At 73.2% G+C, this 22,631-nt stretch carries 20 protein-coding genes; 12 read left to right on the top strand and 8 right to left on the bottom strand.

Annotated elements, in window-relative coordinates:
* Positions 1–105 precede the first annotated feature (105 nt).
* Positions 106–546, bottom strand: a complete 441-nt coding sequence (locus ACLJPL_RS06780) for a MarR family winged helix-turn-helix transcriptional regulator (protein ID WP_356747320.1) — start codon at positions 544–546, stop codon at positions 106–108.
* A gap of 134 nt (positions 547–680) precedes the next feature.
* Between ACLJPL_RS06780 and ACLJPL_RS06775 the strand changes: the two genes are divergently transcribed.
* Entirely contained in the window at positions 681–908 is a 228-nt protein-coding gene (locus tag ACLJPL_RS06775) for a hypothetical protein (RefSeq protein WP_411079769.1), read from the top strand.
* Positions 909–950: 42 nt separating this feature from the next.
* Here ACLJPL_RS06775 and ACLJPL_RS06770 read toward each other — a convergent pair whose 3' ends face one another.
* A complete protein-coding gene (locus ACLJPL_RS06770) occupies positions 951–2,405 on the bottom strand; it encodes an NCS2 family permease (RefSeq protein WP_411079768.1) in 1,455 nt (484 codons plus the stop codon).
* A gap of 213 nt (positions 2,406–2,618) precedes the next feature.
* Here ACLJPL_RS06770 and ACLJPL_RS06765 point away from each other — a divergent pair, with 213 nt between their 5' ends.
* Complete coding sequence (locus ACLJPL_RS06765; protein WP_411079767.1) at positions 2,619–2,948, top strand: DUF2530 domain-containing protein; 330 nt, start codon at positions 2,619–2,621, stop codon at positions 2,946–2,948.
* Between the two features lie 181 nt (positions 2,949–3,129).
* Entirely contained in the window at positions 3,130–5,598 is a 2,469-nt protein-coding gene (locus ACLJPL_RS06760) for an HAD-IC family P-type ATPase (RefSeq protein ID WP_411079766.1), read from the top strand.
* A 194-nt stretch (positions 5,599–5,792) separates the two neighbouring features.
* On the opposite strand, the gene ACLJPL_RS06755 is transcribed toward ACLJPL_RS06760, so the two are convergent.
* The 3 genes from ACLJPL_RS06755 to ACLJPL_RS06745 form a co-directional block, all read right to left on the bottom strand.
* The gene (locus ACLJPL_RS06755) at positions 5,793–6,539 is read right to left on the bottom strand and encodes a calcium-binding protein (protein ID WP_411079765.1); all 747 of its coding nucleotides are present in this window, start codon (positions 6,537–6,539) and stop codon (positions 5,793–5,795) included.
* 145 nt (positions 6,540–6,684) lie between these two features.
* Positions 6,685–9,891, bottom strand: a complete 3,207-nt coding sequence (locus tag ACLJPL_RS06750) for a sacsin N-terminal ATP-binding-like domain-containing protein (RefSeq protein ID WP_411080033.1) — start codon at positions 9,889–9,891, stop codon at positions 6,685–6,687.
* 406 nt (positions 9,892–10,297) lie between these two features.
* On the bottom strand, positions 10,298–11,227 hold the full coding sequence (locus tag ACLJPL_RS06745) for a DUF3027 domain-containing protein (RefSeq protein WP_411079764.1): 930 nt from the start codon (positions 11,225–11,227) through the stop codon (positions 10,298–10,300).
* A 540-nt stretch (positions 11,228–11,767) separates the two neighbouring features.
* Between ACLJPL_RS06745 and ACLJPL_RS06740 the strand changes: the two genes are divergently transcribed.
* The 4 genes from ACLJPL_RS06740 to ACLJPL_RS06725 are packed head-to-tail and all read left to right on the top strand — an operon-like array spanning position 11,768 to position 15,422.
* Positions 11,768–13,258: an MFS transporter gene (locus ACLJPL_RS06740; RefSeq protein ID WP_411079763.1), complete on the top strand. Its 1,491-nt coding sequence runs from the start codon at positions 11,768–11,770 to the stop codon at positions 13,256–13,258.
* A gap of 27 nt (positions 13,259–13,285) precedes the next feature.
* Positions 13,286–13,765, top strand: a complete 480-nt coding sequence (locus ACLJPL_RS06735; RefSeq protein WP_411079762.1) for a DUF2771 domain-containing protein — start codon at positions 13,286–13,288, stop codon at positions 13,763–13,765.
* Between the two features lie 42 nt (positions 13,766–13,807).
* Positions 13,808–14,542, top strand: a complete 735-nt coding sequence (locus ACLJPL_RS06730) for a futalosine hydrolase (protein ID WP_411079761.1) — start codon at positions 13,808–13,810, stop codon at positions 14,540–14,542.
* A complete protein-coding gene (locus tag ACLJPL_RS06725; RefSeq protein WP_411079760.1) occupies positions 14,532–15,422 on the top strand; it encodes a 1,4-dihydroxy-6-naphthoate synthase in 891 nt (296 codons plus the stop codon). The genes ACLJPL_RS06730 and ACLJPL_RS06725 overlap by 11 nt, the downstream gene beginning before the upstream one ends.
* Before the next feature lie 94 nt (positions 15,423–15,516).
* Here ACLJPL_RS06725 and ACLJPL_RS06720 read toward each other — a convergent pair whose 3' ends face one another.
* Complete coding sequence (locus ACLJPL_RS06720) at positions 15,517–15,900, bottom strand: cold-shock protein (RefSeq protein WP_411079759.1); 384 nt, start codon at positions 15,898–15,900, stop codon at positions 15,517–15,519.
* 178 nt (positions 15,901–16,078) lie between these two features.
* Between ACLJPL_RS06720 and ACLJPL_RS06715 the strand changes: the two genes are divergently transcribed.
* Positions 16,079–16,318 (top strand): hypothetical protein, encoded by a 240-nt coding sequence (locus tag ACLJPL_RS06715; protein WP_411079758.1) that lies wholly within the window; start codon positions 16,079–16,081, stop codon positions 16,316–16,318.
* A gap of 58 nt (positions 16,319–16,376) precedes the next feature.
* Here ACLJPL_RS06715 and ACLJPL_RS06710 read toward each other — a convergent pair whose 3' ends face one another.
* Positions 16,377–17,039, bottom strand: coding sequence for an HAD family hydrolase (locus tag ACLJPL_RS06710; RefSeq protein ID WP_411079757.1), 663 nt, complete (start codon positions 17,037–17,039; stop codon positions 16,377–16,379).
* 170 nt (positions 17,040–17,209) lie between these two features.
* Between ACLJPL_RS06710 and ACLJPL_RS06705 the strand changes: the two genes are divergently transcribed.
* Genes ACLJPL_RS06705 through ACLJPL_RS06690 form a run of 4 tightly spaced genes read left to right on the top strand, consistent with a single transcriptional unit; the run spans position 17,210 to position 21,191 of the window.
* The gene (locus ACLJPL_RS06705; RefSeq protein WP_411079756.1) at positions 17,210–18,259 is read left to right on the top strand and encodes a FecCD family ABC transporter permease; all 1,050 of its coding nucleotides are present in this window, start codon (positions 17,210–17,212) and stop codon (positions 18,257–18,259) included.
* Positions 18,256–19,326 carry a FecCD family ABC transporter permease gene (locus ACLJPL_RS06700; protein ID WP_411079755.1) on the top strand — a complete coding sequence of 357 codons (1,071 nt, stop codon included), beginning with the start codon at positions 18,256–18,258 and terminating at the stop codon, positions 19,324–19,326. The genes ACLJPL_RS06705 and ACLJPL_RS06700 overlap by 4 nt, the downstream gene beginning before the upstream one ends.
* Entirely contained in the window at positions 19,323–20,204 is an 882-nt protein-coding gene (locus ACLJPL_RS06695; RefSeq protein WP_411079754.1) for an ABC transporter ATP-binding protein, read from the top strand. The genes ACLJPL_RS06700 and ACLJPL_RS06695 overlap by 4 nt, the downstream gene beginning before the upstream one ends.
* A 3-nt stretch (positions 20,205–20,207) precedes the next feature.
* On the top strand, positions 20,208–21,191 hold the full coding sequence (locus ACLJPL_RS06690; RefSeq protein WP_411079753.1) for an ABC transporter substrate-binding protein: 984 nt from the start codon (positions 20,208–20,210) through the stop codon (positions 21,189–21,191).
* A 28-nt stretch (positions 21,192–21,219) separates the two neighbouring features.
* Here the strand turns inward: ACLJPL_RS06690 and ACLJPL_RS06685 are convergent, their stop codons facing one another.
* Positions 21,220–22,608 (bottom strand): hypothetical protein, encoded by a 1,389-nt coding sequence (locus ACLJPL_RS06685; protein ID WP_411079752.1) that lies wholly within the window; start codon positions 22,606–22,608, stop codon positions 21,220–21,222.
* Positions 22,609–22,631: the final 23 nt, after the last annotated feature.

The raw sequence follows: 22,631 nt of genomic DNA, 5'->3' as shown, positions 1-22,631 counted from the left end.
CCGACGAGGACGTGACGACGGGCGCTCCGGCGGTGATCGTCTTCCCCGTACCGGCTGTCTCATCCGGTACGGGGAAGGCGTCACGCGGCCGGTGCGCCCGCGGGGTCACAGGTGGGCGAGCTTCTCCAGCACGGGCGCGGCGGCCCGCAGCGTCTCCCACTCGTCCTCGTCCAGGCCCTCGGCGAGATGGGCCAGCCAGGCGTTCCGCTTGGTGCGGCTCTCCGCGAGCATGGCCTCGGCCTGCTCGGTCTGGCTGACCATCTTCTGCCGACGGTCATCGGGGTGCGGTTCCAGCCTGACGAGTCCCTTCGCCTCCAGCAGCGCGACGATGCGGGTCATCGACGGAGGCTGCACGTGCTCCTTGCGGGCCAGCTCACCGGGGGTGGCCGAGCCGCAGCGGGCAAGGGTGCCGAGCACCGACATCTCGGTGGGGCTCAGCGATTCGTCGACGCGCTGGTGCTTCAGGCGTCGGCCCAGCAGCATCACGGCTGAGCGGAGGGAGCTCACGGCGGCGGCACTGTCGCCGTCGTGGATCAGGTCAGGCATGTTTGTTAGCGTAACTCATTACCTATCCTAAATACCACCCGGTGGTACGCGCGCGAGGATCCGATCACCCGAAAGAGTGAGTCGGGAGCGGAAAGTCACACGAAGAGCGCCCCGGGGCGGCGACCCTGCTGGGCATGGGATCGACAGTGCTCAGCCTGCGGATGGACGGTGAGCTGCTCGACCGGCTCCGGCAGCACGCCGCTAAACGCGGCATGAGCGTCCAGGACTATGTGGTCCGGACGCTCATGCGCGACGACTTCGACGAACGCTTCAAGGCGGCCGTCGACGAGACGGAGAGGTTCTACGGCGACGGGACGGAGACCGCCCCGCCGATGGGGGAGGCGGCCCCGCCCCTCAGGTGAGGCCGAGCGCCGGTCGGGTGAGGCCGGTGGGCCCGAGGCCGGTCAGGTGAGGCCGAGCGCCGGCATCGCGTAGTAGAAGACGAACACCGCCGACACCACGTACATGGCGATCGGGACCTCACGGCCCCGGCCCGCCGCCAGGCGCAGCACGGAGAAGGCGATGAAGCCGATGCCGATGCCGTTGGTGATCGAGTACGTGAACGGCATCATCAGCATCGCGAGGAACGCCGGGACGGCGAGCGTGTAGTCGCTCCAGTCGATGTCCCGCACCGAGCCCGCGATGATCAGGAAGCCGACCGCCACCAGGGCGGGAGTGGCCGCCTGCGACGGGACCATGGTCGCCAGCGGTGTGAGGAACAGCGCCACCGAGAAGAGCAGACCGGTCACCACGCTCGCCAGTCCGGTGCGGGCGCCCTCGCCGACGCCCGCCGTGGACTCCACGAAGCAGGTGGTGGCGGAGGAGGAGCTCGCACCGCCCGCGGCGACCGCGATGCCGTCGACGAACAGCACCTTGTTGATGCCGGGGAAGTTGCCCTTCTCGTCCATGAGCTCGGCCTCGTCGCCCACGCCGAGGATGGTGCCCATCGCGTCGAAGAAGCAGGACAGCAGCACGGTGAAGACGAAGAGGATGCCGGTCAGATAGCCGACCTTCGAGAAGCCGCCGAAGAGGGAGACCTCACCGAGCAGCCCGAAGTCCGGCGCGGAGACGGGGTTCCCCGGCCACGAGGGCGTCGTCAGGCCCCAGGCCCCCTCCGGCAGACCGGCCACCGCGTCGATGACCAGCGCGAGACCCGTCATGGCGACGATCGAGATCAGGATCGCGCCGGGCACCTTGCGCACGATCAGCGCCAGCGTGAGCAGCGCGCCGAGGACGAAGACGAGGATCGGCCAGCCGCTGAGATGGCCGTCCGCGCCGAGCTGGAGCGGCACGGTGGTCCTGGCGTCGTCCGGGATGCGCGAGACGAAGCCCGAGTCGACGAGGCCGATGAGCAGGATGAACAGGCCGATGCCGATCGCGATGCCCTTGCGGAGCGACCTCGGCACGGCGTTCATCACGCGTTCCCGCAGCCCGGTCGCCACCAGCAGCATGACCACGATGCCCGCGAGGACCACCATGCCCATCGCGTCCGGCCAGCTCATCCGGGGGGCGAGCTGGAGCGCGACGACGGTGTTGACGCCGAGCCCCGCCGCCAGCGCGATCGGCACGTTGCCGATGACGCCCATCAGCAGCGTGGAGAAGGCGGCGGTCAGCACGGTGGCGGTGACCAGCTGGGCGTTGTCCAGCTGGTTCTGATGGATGTCCTTCGCGCCGCCCAGGATGATCGGGTTGAGCACGATGATGTACGCCATCGCGAAGAACGTCGCGAAACCGCCGCGGAACTCGCGCGCGACGGACGACCCCCGCTCGGAGATCTTGAAGAACCGGTCGATGGGGCCCCGGGGCTGCGAAGCCGGGGGCTGCGGGGAGTCGACCGGAGCGGTGGCCGAGGGGGGCATGGGTGACCTCAGTCGTGCGTAGGGGCGGGAAGGAGTGGGGGCGGGAGCAAAGGGGCGAAAGGTGATCGAATTCAGATGTTCCGACGAACAATTCGGGCCAGCCCAAAGCGGATTCAGTATGAATACATAAGGCGAAGATCGCTATCTCCGCGCGTAGACCCTTGAGCCGACCGGCCCGCGATCGGCCGTACGGGGTCCCCATACACTGAGGACATGGAGAAGTGGACACCGAAGCACGAGGCGCCCGAGCCGCTGGAGGGCCCCGTCGTCGCCACCGTCGTCGGCGGCACGGTCCTCTGGTTCGTCCTCTTCCTCGCCCAGCTCCCCTTCTACGGCTGGTTCGCCGACCGGGGGCAGACCTGGTGGGTGTGGACCCCGCTGGCCGGAGCCGGTCTCGGGCTGATCGGCATCTGGTACGTCCGTGGCCGCGACGCCGCCCTCAAGCGCCACGCGGCCGCCGCCCGGGCCGAAGGGGTGTCCGGGGCCGAGGCTGCGGGCTCCACGCTGGGCGCCGGGAGCGGCGAGGCCGACCGCCCCTCCTGAGTCACCGGGCGAGCCCTTCCCGTACGGAGCGCCTCGCCACCCCCGTACAGCGGCCTCGTCAGCCCTCCGTACGGGAGCCGCGCCGCCCCCGTACGACCACGGGACCGTCTTGCTCCTCCCCTGGTCGGATCTTTGGGCCCCCCGGCGGGTGATCCGCGCCGCACGCCCGTACCTTCTAACCATGAAGCAGCGGGCACTCGATTCCTCCGGGGAGCACCCCCCCGGATCCCCCCGGCCGGCCATGATCGACGCGGGGGCGGAACTCGACCCCGTGCATCCCATGGAACTGCCGCCGTCCGGCCACCGCGCCACCGGTCTCACCACCGCCGAGGTCGCCGAGCGGGTGGCGCGGGGCGAGGTCAACGACGTACCCGTACGCTCCTCGCGCTCGCTCACCGAGATCGTCCGCGCCAACGTCTTCACCCGGTTCAACCTGATCATCGGCGTGCTCTGGGTGATCATGCTGTTCGTCGCGCCGATCCAGGACAGCCTCTTCGGCTTCGTGATCGTCGCCAACACCGGCATCGGCATCATCCAGGAGTGGCGGGCCAAGAAGACCCTGGACAGCCTCGCGGTGATCGGGGAGGCCAAGCCGACCGTCCGGCGCGACGGGGTGGCCGCCGCGATCTCCACCCACGAGATCGTCCTCGGGGACGTGATCGAGCTCGGCCCGGGCGACAAGGCGGTCGTCGACGGCACGGTCGCCGAGGCCGACAACCTGGAGATCGACGAGTCGCTGCTCACCGGCGAGGCCGACCCGGTGCTCAAGCGGCCCGGCGACCCGGTGATGTCCGGCAGCTTCGTCGTCGCGGGCGGCGGGGCGTTCACCGCGACCAAGGTGGGCCGTGAGGCGTACGCCGCGCAGCTCGCGGAGGAGGCGTCGCGCTTCACGCTCGTCCACTCGGAGCTGCGCAGCGGGATCAGCACCATCCTGAAGTACGTCACCTGGATGATGGTGCCGACCGCGATCGGGCTGATCATCAGCCAGCTCGTCGTGAAGGACAACAACTTCAAGGACTCCGTCGCCCGCACCGTGGGCGGCATCGTCCCGATGATCCCCGAGGGCCTGGTCCTGCTGACCTCCGTCGCCTTCGCCATCGGCGTCGTCCGGCTGGGCCGCAAGCAGTGCCTGGTGCAGGAGCTGCCCGCCATCGAGGGGCTCGCCCGGGTCGACGTGGTCTGCCTGGACAAGACCGGCACCCTCACCGAGGGCGGCATGGACGTCACGGAGGTCCGGCCGCTGAACGGGAGCGACGAGGGTTACGTCCACCAGGTGCTGCGCTCCCTGGGCTCCTCCGACCCCCGCCCGAACGCCAGCCTCCAGGCCATCATCGACGCGTACCCGGCGAGCGGGGAGGACGCCTGGGCCGTCACCGGCGCGATGCCGTTCTCCTCCGCCCGCAAGTACAGCGGCGCGGCCTTCGAGGAGAGCGACCGGACCCCCTCCGCCTGGCTGCTCGGCGCCCCCGACGTGCTCCTCCCCGAAGGGGACGGCGCCCTCACCGAGATCGAGCACCTCAACGAACAGGGCCTGCGCGTGCTGCTCCTGGCCCGCGTACGGGGCGAGCTCGACGCGCCCGGCGCGGCCGAGGGGGCCGTGCCCACCGCCCTGGTCGTCCTGGAGCAGCGGCTGCGGCCGGACGCCGCGGAGACCCTGAAGTACTTCGCCCAGCAGAACGTCGCCACCAAGGTCATCTCCGGCGACAACGCGGTCTCGGTCGGCGCGGTCGCCGGAAAGCTGGGCCTCGCGGGCGCGGAGAACACCCTCGACGCCCGCCGGCTGCCCACCGACCCGGACGAGATGGCCACGGCCATGGAGCAGAACTCGGTCTTCGGCCGGGTCACCCCGCAGCAGAAGCGGGACATGGTGGCCGCCCTCCAGTCGCGCGGCCACACGGTCGCCATGACGGGCGACGGCGTCAACGACGTGCTGGCGCTGAAGGACTCCGACATCGGGGTCTCCATGGGCTCCGGCTCCGAGGCGACGCGGGCCGTGGCGCAGATCGTGCTGCTGAACAACAGCTTCGCGACGCTGCCCTCGGTCGTCGCGGAGGGCCGCCGGGTGATCGGCAACATCACCCGCGTCGCGACCCTCTTCCTGACCAAGACGGTCTACTCCGTGCTGCTGGCGATCCTGGTGGTCTGCTTCCAGGTGGAGTACCCGTTCCTGCCGAGGCACCTGACGCTGCTGGCCACGCTGACCATCGGCGTCCCCGCGTTCTTCCTGGCCCTCGCGCCGAACAAGGAACGGGCCCAGCCCCACTTCGTACGCCGGGTCATGCGGTACGCGATCCCCTCGGGCGTCATCGCGGCGGCGGCCACCTTCACCACCTACCTGCTGGCCCGCCACCACTACTCCGGTCCCGGCGCGCTGGAGGCCGAGACGAGCGCGGCCACGCTGACGCTGTTCCTGGTCGCGATGTGGGTGCTGGCGATCATCGCCCGCCCGTACACCTGGTGGCGCATCGGCCTGGTGGCGGCGATGGGGCTCGGCTTCCTGATCGTGCTCGTGGTGCCGTGGCTCCAGGAGTTCTTCGCCCTGAAGCTGGTGGGCACGACCATGCCGTGGGCGGCGGTCGGCATCGCGGTGGCGGCGGCGACCGCGCTGGAGTTCAGCTGGCGGCTGGTGGGCCGGCGCTTCGGTGCGTGAGCCGCACGCGGCGAAGGACATGGGGCGTACGCGCAGGACGTAGGGCGTGCGCTGGGCGTAAGGGCATAGAGGGCGTACGCGCAGGACGTGAGGCGTACGCGGAGGGCTCTCAGGGAGCTCCACGCGCAGGGCCCCCGGGAAGCGAGGTCGCTTCCCGGGGGCCCTGCGCGTGATCGCGAGTGGTTCTTCCGTCTCTACTTCACGTCGACGAAGTCGCCGCCGGACACGACGGCCGGGGTCGGGGTCGTACCGGCGAAGCTGTAGCGCCAGTCGCCGTCCACCGACGCCTTGACGGTGGTCTTCAGGCTGCCGCCGGCGCCCGACTTGATCGTCTTGACCGTGGTGAAGGTCTTGGCGCCCTTCTTGCGGAACTGGAGCTGGACGGGCTGCTTGGTGTAGCCCGCGTACGCGAACGTGTCCCAGTTGGCCCGCTCCAGCTTCCCGGTCACCGTGAGCGTCTTGCCCTTCTTCACCGGCTCGGGCGCGGCGTTGACCGACAGGCGGGCGGCGCGCTGGAGCTTGAAGGACTTGGCCTTCTGCTTCCAGATGAAGTCGTCGTCCTTGGCGTCGACCCACGCGTCGACGTACCACGTGCCGGCCACGTCGTTGCTGTACGCGAGGTCGACCTTGGGGTCGACGAGGAACGACGCCGTGCAGGTGTTGCCGGAGCAGCGGGTGCCGGTGGACGTCAGCGACCCGTACGAGGGGCCGTACAGACGGATGTCGGCGCGCTTGATGCCCGAGTTGTCCTTGGCGTCGACGGTGACGGTGAACTTCTTCGCGGCCGAGGGGCCGACGACGACGTTCTTGCCGCCGTTGACCGTCACCTTGGTGATCGCGATGTCGCCCCAGCTCTCATCGGCCTGGGCGGCGGACGGGACGGCGACGACGGACAGGGCCAGGACGCCGACGAAGGCCGTCGCGGTGGTGCGTATGCGCATGTGTTCCCCGTGGAGAAGGGGCCCTGCCCGTAGTGCGTGCGGAACAGGACCGGTCTGTCGGTCGGTGCGTGACTTACGACAGATGAGACCCGCGCCGGGGGTGAATAGTTGTACACATCGATGAAGATTCCGTGGAGGGGCCGCGTCAGTCGAACCAGCGGTCCCGCGCCAACTCCTCCGTACGCGACGGGTCTTCCAGCAGGGCCGCCACCTCGAAGCGCCGGGGCCACTGCCCCGCCGCCCACGCAAGACCGGCCGCCACGCCCTCCAGGGTGGCAGCGTGGACGACCCCGTCCGGGGTGCGCCGCCAGTCCAGTTCGACGCCGCCCGCGCGGAGTTCGGGGTGCTCGATGTACGTGTCGGGGGTGGCGGGGCCGAGCAGGACGCGCACGGACTCCGGTACGCGGTGCTCCTCGCCCTCACTGGTCACGTCCGCCTCGATGGTCTCGCCGAGCCGCCGCACCTGGAGCAGATCGGCCAACTCGGCGGCGCGGGACGGCGCTACGGGGAGCAGAGGCAGCCCCTCCGTCAGCGGCAGCACGTCCGGCGCGTCCGCGATCACGGCGTCCGCCGCGTCGACCACCACCGCCGCCCCGTCCACCACCGCCCGCAGCTCGTCCGGCAACGTCACCTGGTCCGGGTCGAGTTCGGCGAGAGCCGTGTAGAGGGCGTGCAGTTGTACGGGGGTGACGGGGCGGTCCTCGTCGGCGAGCCGGCCCAGCAGTTCGGCCGCGCCGCCCGGCTCGTCCAGGAGGGCGGCGACCGAGGTGCGCACCCCCAGCGCCCGCAGCACCTCGGCGTCGTCGAAGCCGGTGGCGTCCACCGCGTCGTACAGCCCGGCCAGGCGCGGGTCCCCGCCCGCCGAGCGCAGTCCGGCGGGGCGGCGGCCGTCCAGTACGGGGTGGTCGCGCAGCCACCACGCGGTGTACGGGCGCACGGACTGCGTCGTACCGTCCGGCAGCAGCACCCGCACCGGCTGTGTCAGCGCGTCGCGCAACGGCGGCCGGGCCAGCATGGCGAGCGCCTGCGGCCAGGCGTCGTCGTCCACCAGATCCAGATCCCGTACGGCGACGATCTCGGTGGCGACCGGCGGCACCGGGGTCTCGGGCAGCTGGTCGAGCAGGTCCTCGCACCACACGTCGACGGCGTCCAGCAGCCCGGCGTCGTCGGGTTCGGCGAAGTCGCTGTCGCGGGGCTCCAGTTCGTCGGGGTCCAGGACGACGTCGGTGGCGCGCACCAGAGCGAAGGCAGCGAGCACCCCGCAGGCGGCGAGGGGCCCCGCGCCCCAGCGCTCGGCCAGTTCCGCGTCGCAGAGGGCGAGCTCACCCTCCCGCATCACCTGGGCGAACTCGCTGCCGGGAAGGACCAGTTCACTGGCGGGGGCCGGTTCGCCGTCCTCGTCGGGGAGGGCGAGCGCACCGAGCCAGGGTTCGTCGCCGGGGGCCAGTTCGGCGTCCCGGACGAGGGTGAGCACGGTCTCGGCCAGCTCGTCGCCGTCGAGCGCGTCCTCGTCCCAGATCTCGCCCGCGTCCAGCGATCCGGCGACGGCCAAACGCACTTGAGGGGTCGTCAGCACGGCGCGCGGGGTGGCGGGCAGGGCCCCGAGCTTCTCCAGCAGCGGGTGGGCGGCGTCCGGGTGGGCGACCTTGAGGCCGAGGCGGGAGAGGCGGGAGAGCACGGGTCCGGCGAGCGCGTCCGGGAGGGGCAGCAGCACCTGGCGGGGGCCGATCGCGGTGCGCGGCGGGCGGCCCGCCCGCTCGTCCTCCGGGTCCCCGGCGAGCGGGACGGGGAGGCCGGTGAGCCGGTCGGGGTCGACGCCCGCGAGGCTGTCGTAGAGGCGGCGCCACCAGCCGGGGTCGCGCTCCAGTCCGGCGAGGCGGTCGACGGCCTCGGACAGGGGCACGCGGGCGACGCCGAGGGTGCGGAGTTCGGGGCGGCGCTCAAGGCCGGCGGGCAGCAGACAGGGCAGCACCTCGGCGAGGACCCGTACGGTCTCGGCCCCCACCCCCTCGACCACCTCGGCCTCCACGGGGCGCAGGGCGGTGGTGTCGGGGGCGTTCTCCGTACGGTCCCGGTCCCAGTCGCCGTCCCAGCCGCCCTCCGCCTCGGGGTCCCGGGGCGCGGCGGGCTCCAGGAACGCGACCCGGGGCAGCCGGGCCAGGATCGCGCCGCGCAGGGCCCCGTCCAGGCCGCCCTTGCCGAGCGGCCCGGGCACCAGGTCGATGGTCCCGGTCGACACCGGCTGCCAGCCGCCCAGCAGCTCCGCGTACGCGTCGGCCGCCCGCTCCACCAGGAAGTCGGTGAGCGGCCCGGGCGCGGGGTGCCGGCGGGCGGTGTCCAGCGGGAGGGAGGCGATGAGCAGGGCGGGGATGCCGAGCGGCTCGTCGGTGGGCGTCGGGGCGTGCACGACCGGTGCCGTACGGGGGCGGAGCGGGGCCCCCGACTCGTCCACCGGCACCGCCCAGGTCACCGACCAGTGCGGGCGCAGCCGTTCCTCCACGGGCCGGTCGGCGAGGAGCGCGGGCTCGACCGGGCCGTGGTGGAAGACGGTGCGCCAGCGGTTCAGGCCGTGCGCCGAGTCGTCGATGTGCGTGTACGGGCCGTGCTGCGAGCGCCGCAGGGTCCGGGTCCCGTCCGGGGTCTCGACGACGACCTCGTCCAGGCCGGGCAGGGTGAGCAGCAGCGCGTCGTCCACGGCGGCCAGCAGCCGGGCCGCCAGGTCCTCGGCGGTCCCGTCGCGCAGCGGCAGCACGACGACGGTGTCGTACCCGTCCGGTGCGGTGCCCTCGGCGGGCAGCGGGAGGCGCAGCAGCGGTACGTGTCCGTCGCGGCGGCGCAGCTCGTCGCCGAGGCCGGGAGAGCCGACCGACGCCTCCCGGGCCATCTCGCGCGCCTCGGCCAGCGACCAGCGGACACCGCCGTGGCGGCCGAGCACGGCGGGCTCGTCGCTGACCGCGAGGACGGCGGCGAACCCGACGCCGAACCGGCCCACGGCGGACTCGTGGCCCTCGCGCTTGGCGGAGGCGCGCAGGGTGGACAGGGACTCCACGCCGGTCGCGTCCAGCGGGGCCCCGTTGTTCGCGGCGGCCAGCACGCAGCGGCTCTCGGGGGCGTCGGGGGCGGCCGGGTGCAGGGTGAGGCGCAGTCGGCCGGGGACCCGGGCGCGGGCGGCGGCGTCGGCGGCGTTCTGGGCGAGCTCGATGACGAGGCGGTCGCGGTAGCCGCCGAGCGCGAGGTCCTCCTCGGCGTTGGCGTCCTCCCGGAACCGGGCCGGTCCGGCGCCCCAGGCGTCGAGCACGCCGCGCCGCAGCCGTGCCGTCCCGAACGGATCGGCCCCCTCGGTCGCATTCATGCTCACGCTGTCGACTCCGTCCGCCGTGTGGTGCCCGTGCCGTGGGCGCGTACGCCTGGGCCTGTCCCGCCCAGTGTGCGCCCGAAGGTACCCCGAACGCGCAGCCCCCCACCCGTTCCAGCCACCCACCAAGCCCGTGCGGCCAGCCACTTCAGCCCGCCAGCGCGGCCACTTCAGCCCGTCCGGCGTTTGAGGACGGAACCGTCAACGCGGGCGCGGGTTGCCTCTGCGGGCGTGCTGGGCCCAAGGACCCTTTCCAGTGACCGCCCACCCGGGCAAGGGTTCCGTCCTCAATCGCCGGACGGGCTGGAGGTGGTGGCCGCCCCCGCCGGGCTGGAAATGGCGGCCGCCGCACGGGTGGGAAATCAAGCCCGTCCGGCGATTGAGGACAAGGGGGCGGCCCGCCTCACGAGTGGCCCAGGTCCTCCGCGTCCCCGTCCGTCTCCACCGGCACGGACCCCTCGCCCCGCTCGGGACGGAGCGCGTACTCGTCCACCCGCATCGTGTCCAGCGCATGGTCCGCCGGCCGCACAGGCGCCGGCATCACCGCCGCCTCCGAGTGCCCCCCACACCCGTACGCCAGCGACACCACATGACCGTCTGCCGGGCCGAACTCGTTCGCGCACACGCCGAACGCCTGCTTCAGCGACCCCGCCATCGGGATCAGGAACGCGCAGCTCACACACGTCGCCGGCGCCGCCTGCGCCATCGGCGTCTTCGGGCCGAACGCCTCGTCCCAGCGGTCCGCCGCCTCGTACAGCCCGTACCGCGAGAGCACCCGCGCCCGCCGCGTACCGAGCTCCTCGGCCACCGCCGCGATGGAGCCACGGCTGGTGGCGGCCACCGGCCGGTCCGTCAGCTCCGCGTCCTCCGCGTCGACGAGCTCGGCCAGCTCCTCGGAGACGATCGAGTTCGGCGGCGGCTCGTCCTCCCCGCTCCAGCCGGGCTCCAGGCGCAGGTCCTCCGCCTCGGTCGGCAGCAGGTCGCCCGGGCCCATGTCGCCCGGCCGCAGCCGCTCGCTCCACGGCACCCACTCCGGGGCCAGGAGCGCGTCCGCCCCGGGCAGCAGCACCGTTTCGTCCAGGGTGACGTTCTTCGCGCGGGAGGCCCGCGCGACGGTCACGGCCCAGCGCCAGCCCCGGTACCCGGGATCCTTGGACTCGAAGTAGTGCGTGACGACGCGGTCCCCCTCGGAGACCACACCGGCATGCTCACCGACCACGCCGGGCGCGGCGGCTTCCTCCGCCGCCGCGCGGGCGAGGTCTACCGCCTCGGCGCACAAACGGTCGGGAACGGGGGTACGGGCCGTACGGCTTCGCGTCGTCGCAGCACTCACAGGTCTCGCTTCTCTCCATACGCCAGTCTCACGAGCGCGCCAGCTGCTGCACGATTGCCGTTTCGGCCAGACAGTTGCGGGCGGAGCGGACCTGGGGGCCGCGTCGACGTCCACACCCGTTGTGCCTGCCTCGGGCGCGCCTTCTGCCACCCATTCTGCGGGATCGCGGAGAGGCGCGCGGCCAAGAACAACCGCCGGTGGCGCGTTACGCACGCTACCCTCTCCGCCGCTCCGCGCCCACCTGCCCGCCCCAAACGTGCCGTATCCGTCGCTCCGCCACCCGCCCCGCCGGCCTCCACGAACACTCCGCCACCCGCCCCATCCGCACGCGCCGAACCCCCCGGCACCCGCCCCGTCCACACGCGCCCACCCCTCCGCCACCCGCCCCACCGCGCCGCGCCGAACCCTCCGGCACCCGGCCACCCCCCGCCCCAGCGGCCTCCCCCGTCCCACCCGCACCCACTGGTCCGACAGGGCGTCACGCGCGAGTCCACGGCCGATCACCGTTCATACCGGCCAGGGTTGGGGCACTATGACGGGGTGACTGCCGCCAGGTCGCACGACGGTCCCGGCCCGCTCCGCAGGGCGGGACGGGCTACAGGCCGTGCCCTGCGCACCCCGTTCACCGGTACGGCCCGGGGCATCCGCCGGGCGACGCACGCCCATGGAGCCGGGGAGTCCGGGCTCGGCAAACTCATCGAGCTGCACGCCGTGAACGGCGCGGGCGACGTCATGATCACCGTCGCCCTCGCCTCCACCGTCTTCTTCTCCGTCCCGACCGACGAGGCGCGCGGGCGGGTCGCGCTCTACCTCGCCATCACCATGGCCCCCTTCACCCTGCTCGCCCCGGTGATCGGCCCCCTGCTCGACCGGCTCCCGCACGGCCGCCGGGCCGCGATGGCGGGCGCGATGCTGGCCCGGGCCCTGCTGGCGCTCACCATGTCGGGGGCGGTCGCCACCGGCGGCCTGGAGCTGTATCCGGCCGCGCTGGGGGTCCTGGTCTCGTCGAAGGCGTACGGGGTGGTGCGCAGCGCGGTCGTGCCACGGTTGCTGCCACCCAAGTTCTCGCTGGTCAAAGCGAACTCCCGGGTCACTCTGGCGGGGCTCCTCGCCACGGGGGTGGCGGCCCCGATCGGGGCCGGCCTCCAGACCGTCGGCTCCGCCTGGCCGCTCTACGGGGCCTGCACGATCTTCATCGCGGGCACCTTCCTCGCCTTCACGCTGCCGCCGAAGGTCGACTCCGCCAAGGGCGAACGCCGGGCCCGCCTGATCGACCCGCACGGCGAGGGGCCCGCACCCCGCCCCGCCCCGCAGCCGGACGGCGGCAGCACCCTGGCCGGCCTCCGGAGGAACGGCAAGGACGGCAGGACCGGCAGGAACGGCAAGGACGCGAAGAGCGGCAGGAACGGGGCGAAACCGGCCAGGGAGCGTCCGCCCGGCCTCCGGTCGGTCGGCGGGCCGGTGCTCCACGGCCTCCAGGCCAACGCCGCGCACCGGGCCCTCTCCGGCTTCCTGATCTTCTTCCTGGCGTTCCTGCTGCGCGAGCACCCGCTGTCCGGCCAGAGCGCCGCCGTCTCGCTCGCCATCGTCGGCGTGGCGGCGGGCGTCGGCAACGCCTGCGGTACGGCGGTGGGGGCCTGGCTCCGGGCGCGCGGCCCCGAGGTGATCATCGCGACGGTGCTGGCGCTCGCCCTGGGCGTGGCGGTGCTCGCCGCGGTCTTCTTCTCCACCGCGCTGGTCGCCGCGCTCGGCGCGGTCGCCGGATTCACCCAGGCCCTCTCCAAGCTGTCGCTGGACGCCATGATCCAGCGGGACGTGCCCGAGGAGGTCCGCACCTCCGCCTTCGCCCGGTCCGAGACGCTGCTCCAGATGGCGTGGGTGGTCGGCGGCGGCATCGGCATCGCGCTGCCGCTCAACGCGGTACTCGGCATGTCGGTCGCCGCGGCCATTCTCGGCCTCGGCGCGGTCACGTCCGTACGGGGTCTCCTGGGCGCCGCGCGGCGCGGCACGCCGCACCCCCGCGTGGCGTGAGCGGAGGCGACCGATAGCCTTCGGCCCATGACCGTTGCGTTCTTCTCCGGTAAGGGCCGTCGAATCGGCGTCGCTCTCGGTGCCGTGTCCGCGGGACTCCTTGTCCTGTCCGCCTGCGACAAGCCGACGCCGCTCGCCACCGTGACGGTCGGCAGCGACTCGGTGCACACCGAGGCGGCCTGCTACAACGACGGCGAGGCGATCAAGGAGTCGCTGATCCAGGGCTGCCTCAACAAGAAGCCCGAGAAGACCATCAAGGTCGCGATGGACGACAAGGTCCGCTTCGGCGTCGACCCCGAGGTCGGCGAGCGGGGCTGGACGCTCTTCATCAACGGCCAGCAGGCCGAGCCGGAGCCGTTCAAGAAGACGTACCGGTCGATCCTCGGCAGCGCCTTCTTCAGCAGCCAGACGGGCGCGCCCGCCAGCAAGACGAACGTCTCCATCGTGGAGACCAACGGCTCGAAGCTCACCGGCGTCTGGCAGTTCGAGCTCAAGAAGACGTCCTGACCGCCGTCCCCCCGCCCCTCCCGAGGCCCTGAGGCTCTCCCTGTGCGTGTGCTCGTCGTGACCGCTGTCCCGGTGGAACGGGACGCGGTCACGCGTGCGTTCGGGGGCCCCGCCGAAACCCTCGCCCTGCCGGGGGGCGAGCTGCACCGCACCGGCGCGTTCGACGTCCTGGCGGGCGGCGCGGGCCCGGCGGCGGCAGCGGCGGCGACCGCGTTCGCCCTGGCCTCGGCTCCGGGCTCCGCCCCGGGACCGTACGGGCTCGTCGTCTCCGCCGGGATCGGCGGCGGGTTCGCCCCCGCCGCGCCGCTCGGCTCGCTGGTGGTGGCGAGCGACATCGTCGCCGCCGATCTGGGGGCCGAGACCCCGGACGGCTTCGTGCCCGTCACCGCTCTCGGCTTCGGCCGGGACCGTTTCACCCCGCCGCCCGCGCTGGTACGGGAGGTGGCGTCGGCCGCCGGAGCCGCGCCCGGCCCCGTGCTCACCGTCTCCACCGTGACCGGCACCGCCGCCCGCACGGCCGCCCTGCTGACGGCGTACCCGGGGGCGCTGGCCGAGGCGATGGAGGGCTTCGGGGTCGCCGAGGCGGCCGAGCGGGCCGGGGCGCCCGTACTGGAGCTGCGGGCCGTCTCGAACACCGTGGGCCCCCGCGACCGGGCCGCCTGGCGCATCGGCGACGCGCTGGCCGCGCTCACGGAGGCGTTCGCGAAGACGGCGCCCGTGCTCGAAAGCTGGAACAGCCACGAGGACCTGGAAGGTTGGAACGGGCATGACCACTGACGCTGACGCACACCGCGGACCGGCCGGCGAGGCGATCGGGATCGCCTTCTCGCCCTGCCCCAACGACACCTTCGTCTTCGACGCCTGGGCGCACGGCCGGGTCCCCGGCGCGCCCGCGCTGGACGTGACCTTCGCGGACATCGACATCACCAACGGCATGGCCGAGCGCGGCGAGCTGGACGTCCTGAAGGTGTCGTACGCGGTCCTGCCCTGGGTGCTGGAGGAGTACGCGCTCCTGCCGTGCGGCGGGGCGCTGGGCCGGGGCTGCGGGCCGCTCGTCCTCACCAAGGAGCTGGGCCTCGACCTGACGGGCCGGACGGTCGCCGTGCCGAGCGAGCGCTCGACGGCGTACCTGCTGTTCCGGCTCTGGGCGGCGGAGATGGTCCCGGGCGGGGTCGGCGAGGTCGTCGTGATGCCGTTCCACGAGATCATGCCCGCCGTACGGGACGGGAAGGTGGACGCCGGTCTCGTCATCCACGAGGCCCGCTTCACGTACCACGACTTCGGGCTGCACAACCTGGCCGACATGGGACGCCACTGGGAGGACACCACCGGCCTGCCGATCCCCCTCGGCGCGATCATCGCCAAGCGGTCCCTCGGGGAGGAGACCCTGCGGCGGCTGGCCGACTCCGCCCGCAGCTCGGTCCGGATGGCGTGGGACCACCCGGAGGTCTCGCGGCCCTACGTCCAGGAGCACGCCCAGGAGATGGACCCGGCCGTCGCGGACCAGCACATCGGCCTGTACGTCAACGAGTTCACCGCCGACCTCGGGGAGGACGGGTACGCGGCCGTGCGCGGCCTGCTGACCCGTGCCGCCGCCGAAGGGCTCGTGCCGCCGCTGGGTCCGGACGCCCTGGCGTTCCCCGGCGACCGGACCTGAGGGCGGGGCCGCCGCACACCACCGCGGCCCCCTTCACCCCGACCGCCTGGGAAGAGGGCCGCACCCACGAGCGGCGTGCGGGCTGCCCGAACGGCTATACGTCGAGCTGGTCGGCCACCGCCCGCAGCAGGCCCGCGATCTTCGCGCCGGCGGCCTTGTCCGGGTAGCGGCCCCGCTCCAGCTGCGGCGTGATGTTCTCCAGGACCGTCGTCAGGTCCTGGACGATCGACGCCAGCTCGTCCGGCTTGCGGCGCTGGGCCGACGCGACGGACGGGGTGGGGTCGAGGACCACCACGGACAGGGCCTGGTCGCCGCGCTGCCCCGCGACCACGCCGAACTCCACACGCTGACCGGGCTTGAGTGCGTCGACTCCGGCAGGGAGTACCGACGAGTGGACGAAGACGTCGCCGCCGTCGTCGCGGGAGAGAAAGCCGAAGCCCTTCTCATGGTTGAACCACTTCACCTTGCCGGTGGGCACGTCTGTCCCCGTCCTCGTGCTCGTCATGTGCGGAAGAGCCGGTGCCCGTGAAGGACAACGGCCCCGGATAGCAGTACAGCGGGTCACCATGACCCGCCGGGTCCAAGGCTAATGGCCCTGCGGCCGGTGACAAGACGTCGCCGGAGTGTTCCTCCGGGCTGGGAACTACCCTGGTGAGGTGAGTACTACTCCTTCAGGCGCAGGCGACCGGCTCGTTCAGGTCGGCGCGATCGTCTTTTTCATCGGCGCACTGGCCACTCTGGTCACCGTGGCCCCGCTGTTCCTCGGCACGGAGCCGTTCCCGTCGATCGCGTACGGGGTCTCCATGCTCATGGGGGCCGGGTTCCTGATCGCCGGAGCGGGCGTCGTGCGCTCGGTCTGGGCCAACTCGCCGAAGCGGGCCGCGAGCCGCAGCTAGGGAGTGTCCGGCGGGTAGGCAGTGTCCGGCCGGCCGCTCCCGGGCCGGTGCCCCCGCCTCAGGCCGCCGTGCGGTCCGCTTCGAACGCCCGCAGCCAGGCCGGGAACTCCGTCAGGTCCCTCAGCACCACGTCCGCGCCCGCCGCCCGCAGCTCCTCCGCGTCGCACGGGCCCGTGGGCACGGCGACCGACAGCGCTCCGGCCGCGCGCGCCCCGCGTACGTCCCCGGTGTGGTCGCCCACGTACACCTGCGCCCCGTGTTCCCGCAGCGCCTCGCCCTTGGCCTCCGCCCAGAGCGAGCCGATCACCGAGTCCGGCTCGATGCCGAGGTGGGCCAGGTGCAGCTTCGCGTTCGGCTCGTACTTCGCCGTGACGACGATCGCCCGGCCGCCGAGCGCCCGCACCGCGGCCACCGACTCCCGCGCCCCGGCGAGGGCGGTGCTCGGGGTTATCGCGTGGTCCGGGTAGAGCGCCCGGTAGCGGTCGGCCACGGCGGGCACCTCGTCGGCCGGGAACCAGTGCGCCAGCTCCCTCTCCAGCGGCGGGCCCAGCCGGCTCACCACCAGGGACTCGTCGACGTGCACCCCCGTCCTGGCGGACAGGACCCGGAAGGCCGCGGCGATGCCGGGCCGGGAGTCGATGAGGGTCATGTCGAGATCGAAGCCGACGGTGAGGGGAGCCGTCCGGGGAGCCGTCGGAGGGTGCTGAGCCGTGGAAGCCATGGGGCTCATTGTGCCGACTCCCGTCGCGCCGGCTGTCGTACCGGCTGTCGTACCGACCCACCGCCCTCGGCGGTGGAACCCCGCACCTACACTGAGGCCCGTACTTAGCCAAGCCTTAGTTTTCCGCAGTCACCCGTCAACGCACCTTGTGTCCCTGCCGATTGGCTCAGATGTCAGCGCCCGTGTCAGCACCGTTACGAGGACCGGCCGTCGCGCCCCGCGCCCCCCGCTCCTCCCGGCGGGCGTCCGCGACCGCCGCCGCCGTCGTGGCGCTGCTGCTGGCCGTGCTGCTCAGTCTCGCCGTGGGGGCGCGGTCCATCCCGCCGGCCGAGGTGCTCGACGTGCTGCTGCACGGCGGGGACTCCGACGCCGCCGAGGTGGTCCGCACCATGCGGGTGCCGCGCACGCTCGTCGGCCTGATGGTCGGGGCGGCGCTGGCCCTCGCGGGCACGGTGCTCCAGGGGATCACCCGTAACCCCATCGCCGACCCCGGCATCCTCGGCATCAGCCAGGGGGCGTCGGTGGCGGTGGTGACGGCGATCGCCTTCGCGGGGGTGCACACGCTCACCGGCTACGTCTGGTTCGCCTTCGCGGGGGCCGCGCTCGCCTCGGTCGCCGTGTACGCCGTCGCCACCGCCGGGCGCGGCGGCGCGACCCCCGTAAAGCTGGCGCTCGGCGGTGCGGCGATCAACGCGCTGCTGGTGTCGGTCACGATGGGCATCCTCACGACGAAGGCGTCCGCGCTGGACGAGTTCCGCTTCTGGCAGGTCGGCTCGATCGCCGGGCGGGAGTCGACGGTCGTCCAGCAGCTCTGGCCGTTCCTGCTGCTGGGCGCGGTGCTGGTGTTCTCCGTCGCGCGCGGCCTGGACGCGCTGGCCCTCGGCGAGGACGTGGCGAAGGGGCTCGGGCAGAACGTCGCGGCGGTCCGGATCGTCGGCGGCGTCGGGGCGACCGTGCTGACCGGGGCCGGGGTGGCCGCCGCCGGGCCGATCGCGTTCGTCGGCCTCGCCGTCCCGCACATCGCCCGCGCGGTCGTCGGCGGCGACCACCGCTGGGTGCTGCCCATGGCGGCGCTGCTCGGGCCGGTGATGCTGCTGGTATCGGACGTGGTCGGCCGGATCGTGTTCCCGCCGAGCGAGGTTCCGGCGGGTGTGATGACCGCGCTCATCGGGGTGCCGTTCCTGGTCGCCCTCGTACGCCGGAAGAGGGTGCCCGCGTGAGCGACACCCTGCTCCGGGTCCGGCCCGCCGGATACGCCGTCGTGAAGGCCGGGCCGCGCGGGCGGTTCCTGCTGCACCGGCGCGCCTTCGTCGTCGCGGCGGCCCTGGGCCTCCTGCTGGCCGCCGTGTGCGTGGCGTACCTCTGCGTCGGCGAGAGCTTCGTCGCGCCCGGCGAGGTCGTGAAGGTGGTGCTGGGGCAGCCGTCGTCGGCGGAGCTGGTCGTGGGCACGCTGCGGCTGCCCCGGATGGTCGTCGGGCTGCTGGTGGGCGCGGCGTTCGGGATCGCGGGGGCGCTGATCCAGACGGTGGCCCGCAACCCGCTCGCCAGCCCCGACATCATCGGCGTCAGCCAGGGCGCGAGCGCGCTCACGGTCGGCGCGATGACCTTCGGCGTCACCTCGTACGCGCTCCTGCCCCCTCTCTCCGTCGTCGGCGGAGTCGTGGCCGCCGCGCTCGTGTACGTCTTCGCCTGGCGCGGCGGTCTGCACGCCGCCCGGTTCGTCCTCATCGGCATCGGATTCGCCATCGCGCTGCGCTCGGTGACCACGCTGTTCCTGACCAAGGGCGACTACCTGGTCGCTCAGCAGGCGCAGATCTGGATGACCGGTTCGCTGAACGGGCGCGGCTGGCCGGAGGCCGCCCCGCTCGCCTGGACGCTGCTGCTCCTGCTGCCCGCCGTGCTGTGGGCGGCCCGTGCTCAGCGGACCGTGACGATGGACGACGACACCACGACCGCGCTGGGCGTACGCCTGGGGCGCGTACGGCTCGGACTCGTCGCGCTGGGCGTGGTGCTGGCCTCCGTGGCGACGGGGACGGCGGGGCCGGTGGACTTCGTGGCGCTGCTCGCCCCGCAGATCGCGCGCCGCATGACCCGTACCGCGCAGATCCCGCTGCTGTGCTCCGCCCTGACGGGCGCGGTGATCGTCGTGTTCGCGGATCTGCTCGCCCGCAGGCTGTTCGCGCCCACCGAACTGCCGGTGGGCGTCCTCACGGCGGCGGTCGGAGCCCCGTATCTGATCTGGCTGATCATCCGTGGTCAGCGCGCCCGCAGTGGAGGCACCGCATGAGCCCGACGACCGACGCGCCACAGACGGGCTCCCGCCTCTCCGCCCGCGCCCTGACCCTCGCGTACGAGGACCGCACCGTCGTCCATGAGCTGGACCTCGCCGTGCCGGACGGGCGGGTCACCGTCATCGTCGGCCCGAACGCCTGCGGCAAGTCCACCACCCTGCGGGCGCTCGGCCGGCTGCTGAAGCCGCGCGGCGGGGCGGTCCTGCTGGACGGCACGGAACTGGCCCGGATACCGACCAGGCGCATCGCCCGGTCCATCGGGCTGCTCCCGCAGACCCCGGCGGCCCCCGAGGCGATCACCGTCTCCGACCTGGTCGCCCGGGGCCGCCAGCCGCACCAGAGCTGGTGGCGGCAGTGGTCGGACGCGGACGAGCGGGCGGTGGGCGACGCCATGTCCCGTACGGATGTGACGGCGCTGGCCGACCGGCCGGTGGACGAGCTGTCGGGCGGGCAGCGCCAGCGGGTGTGGATCGCGATGGCGCTCGCGCAGGAGACGGACCTGCTGCTGCTCGACGAGCCGACGACGTACCTGGACATCGCGCACCAGGTGGAAGTCCTGGACCTGGTACGCCAGTTGGCCACCCCCTCGACGGACGGCTCGCCCGGCCGGACCGTCGTCACCGTGCTGCACGACCTCAACCAGGCGGCCCGGTACGCGGATCACCTGGTCGCCATGAAGGAGGGCCGGATCGTCGCCGAGGGCCGGCCGGGGGACATCGTCACCGCCGAGCTCGTGCGCGAGGTCTTCGGCCTGGACGCGGTGATCGTCCCGGACCCGGTGACGGGTTCGCCCCTCGTCGTCCCGGGCGCTCCTTGGACCCCTGCCCCAGCCTCTTCCCCCGCTCCTGCACCGACTCCCGGAAAGGCCCTTTGAGCCATGACCCTCCAGCCCCGCACCCGTACCCTCGCCGCCGCGTCCCTGACCGTGGCCGCCGCCCTGGCCCTGTCCGCCTGCGGCTTCTCGACCGAGTCCGGCTCCGACTCCGGCTCCAACTCCGACGGGTCCGCCGAGGCCCGTACGGTCAAGACGGCCATGGGCGACGTGAAGGTGCCCGCAGCCCCGGAGCGGGTCGTCGTCCTGGACACCGCCGAACTCGACTCGGTCCTCACCCTCGGCGTGAAGCCGGTCGGCGCGACCCACGCGGACGTGGCGTCGGGCTTCCTGAACTACCTGCCGAAGGACCAGGTCGCGGGCATCAAGGACGTCGGCCAGATGATGACCCCGAACCTGGAGGCCATCGCCGCCCTGGAGCCCGACCTCATCCTCACCAGCAAGATCCGGCACGGCGACAAGTACGCCGAGCTGTCCAAGATCGCGCCGACCGTGATGACGGAGAACACCGGCTACCCCTGGAAGGAGAACTTCCAGCTCCACGCGGAGGCCCTGGGCAAGAAGGCCGAGGCGAAGATGGTCACCGACGACTACGCCGAGCACGTGGCCGACGTGACGAAGGCGCTGGGCGGCAAGGAGAAGGCCGGTACGACCGAGGTCAACATGGTCCGGTTCGTCGAGGGCGCGGACATCCGCATCTACGGCAAGAAGAACTACATCGCCACGATCCTCGCCGACGTGGGCCTCGGCCGCCCGGCCGTCACGGACAAGGCGAAGGACGGCTTCTCCTACGACGTCAGCCCGGAGAGGATCGACCTCGCGGACGCGGACGCGGTCTTCCACTCGACGTACGGCGACCCGAAGAAGTCCAAGGAGACGCAGACCACCGGCAGCGGCCTGTGGAAGAACATGGACGCGGTGAAGAACGACAAGGTCTTCGCGGTCGACGACCAGCTGTGGATCCAGGGCATCGGCTACACGGCGGCCGACAAGATCCTCGAAGAGCTCAAGGCCGACCTGACGAAGTAGCCTCCCCGGCCCGGAGCATCCCGGGACCTCAGGCCCGCCTCCGCGCCCGCCACACCAGGTAGAGCGCGGAGGCGACGGCGGCCACGCGGACGACCACCGGCCACGCCCCGACCAGCACGTCGCGCAGCGCCCCCTCCGCGACGGGCTCGCCCCAGCGGCCGTCCACCCGGCCCCACACCCACACCAGCGCACCGGCGGCGACCGTGCCCGGCAGCCCCAGGACCGCCCATTTCGCCTCCGTACGGGAGAGGGTCCGGGAGGCGTACGCGATGAGCCAGCCGCCCGCCAGCGGGATCCAGGAACCGGTGACCACCCCGGCGATCAGCAGCACGGCCGCCAGGAGCAGCAGGGGGTGGGCGAAGCCGCCACGGGGCGCGGGGGCGGCGGCCACGGGTTCGGCGACGACGGCGGGCCTGCGGCGCGGCCTCGGGATGCGGGGGGCGCGGCGGCGGGGGGCGGCGTCGGTCTCCTCACCGGACTCTCCGGACTCGCCGGACTCCTCTGCTTCTTCGGCCTCTTCCGCCTCTTCGCTCTCGTCGTCCTTCGCGCCCTTCGCCGGCTTCCCCGGGGCGTCGGGCCTCGGCCGTCGTCCGAGGAGCTCCGGGGCCTCGATGCCGCCGAAGAACCCGGGGATGGCGGTCCCCCCGTCGAAGGGCCCCGGCTCCAGCCGCCACCAGTCGTCCTCCCCCGCGCCGCGCGCGCCCTGCTGGTCGAGGCCGAGCATGTGGGGGGCGGAGGGGTCGGGCCAGTCGGGGGCGGGGGCGTCGTGGCCGTCATGGGTGTCGTCGGGCGTGCGGGGCTCGGGGGCGGGTCCGGCTCCCGTGCGCCCTGCCTCGGCTCCGGCTCCGGCTCCCCTGACGCGGCCCTTCGCCGGGCCACCGCTCCCGGTGCCCTTCGCCGCGCCGCCCTTCGCCGCATCGCCCTCCGGCGCGCTCCTCTTCGCCGCATCGCTTCCGGGGTCGCGGCGCGACGCGCCCCACCCGAAACCGGCTTTCGGCCGCCGGGGCTCCCGGGGCTCCCCGGCCCCCTCCCGCTCCCCGCGCCCCTTGGCGGGCTCCTTGCCGGACCCCGCGCCGGGTTCCTTGCGGAGGAGCCCGCTCCGGGGCCGGGGAACGGAGCGCCGCCGCTCACCCTCCCCCTCGCCCGGCCGCGCGGACGGCAGCGACACCGTCCCGTCGCCCGACTCCGCCGCCGCGCTGACCAGTTCGTCCGGGCTGCCGAGCCGGCCGATGATGCGCCGCACGGCCGCCGGGGAGTCCGCGCCCTCCGTGGCGCGGCGGCGGTCGATCTCGCCCCGGAGCGTCGAGACGAGCCGCATCCGGGCGCCCGAGGACAGCTGTTGCCGCTGGGCCAGGTCGCCGACCCGGCTCAGGTAGTCGTAGACGAGCTGGTCGCTCTCGATCCCCACGCGGTGCATCCCCTCTTGCGGCCCTGCCCCGA

Origin of the sequence: Streptomyces sp. cmx-18-6, assembly GCF_046548915.1 — a bacterium.
GTDB lineage: Bacteria > Actinomycetota > Actinomycetes > Streptomycetales > Streptomycetaceae > Streptomyces.
Note: the sequence above shows the minus strand (reverse complement) of the source record. Positions and strands in the feature narration are given on the sequence as shown.

Coding starts and splice junctions, on each gene's coding strand:
- ACLJPL_RS06780 (WP_356747320.1), bottom strand. CDS start 546: ATGCCTGACCTGATCCACGACGGCGACAGTGCCGCCGCCGTGAGCTCC.
- ACLJPL_RS06775 (WP_411079769.1), top strand. CDS start 681: ATGGGATCGACAGTGCTCAGCCTGCGGATGGACGGTGAGCTGCTCGAC.
- ACLJPL_RS06770 (WP_411079768.1), bottom strand. CDS start 2,405: ATGCCCCCCTCGGCCACCGCTCCGGTCGACTCCCCGCAGCCCCCGGCT.
- ACLJPL_RS06765 (WP_411079767.1), top strand. CDS start 2,619: ATGGAGAAGTGGACACCGAAGCACGAGGCGCCCGAGCCGCTGGAGGGC.
- ACLJPL_RS06760 (WP_411079766.1), top strand. CDS start 3,130: ATGAAGCAGCGGGCACTCGATTCCTCCGGGGAGCACCCCCCCGGATCC.
- ACLJPL_RS06755 (WP_411079765.1), bottom strand. CDS start 6,539: ATGCGCATACGCACCACCGCGACGGCCTTCGTCGGCGTCCTGGCCCTG.
- ACLJPL_RS06750 (WP_411080033.1), bottom strand. CDS start 9,891: ATGAATGCGACCGAGGGGGCCGATCCGTTCGGGACGGCACGGCTGCGG.
- ACLJPL_RS06735 (WP_411079762.1), top strand. CDS start 13,286: ATGACCGTTGCGTTCTTCTCCGGTAAGGGCCGTCGAATCGGCGTCGCT.
- ACLJPL_RS06725 (WP_411079760.1), top strand. CDS start 14,532: ATGACCACTGACGCTGACGCACACCGCGGACCGGCCGGCGAGGCGATC.
- ACLJPL_RS06710 (WP_411079757.1), bottom strand. CDS start 17,039: ATGGCTTCCACGGCTCAGCACCCTCCGACGGCTCCCCGGACGGCTCCC.
- ACLJPL_RS06705 (WP_411079756.1), top strand. CDS start 17,210: ATGTCAGCGCCCGTGTCAGCACCGTTACGAGGACCGGCCGTCGCGCCC.
- ACLJPL_RS06695 (WP_411079754.1), top strand. CDS start 19,323: ATGAGCCCGACGACCGACGCGCCACAGACGGGCTCCCGCCTCTCCGCC.
- ACLJPL_RS06690 (WP_411079753.1), top strand. CDS start 20,208: ATGACCCTCCAGCCCCGCACCCGTACCCTCGCCGCCGCGTCCCTGACC.
- ACLJPL_RS06685 (WP_411079752.1), bottom strand. CDS start 22,608: ATGCACCGCGTGGGGATCGAGAGCGACCAGCTCGTCTACGACTACCTG.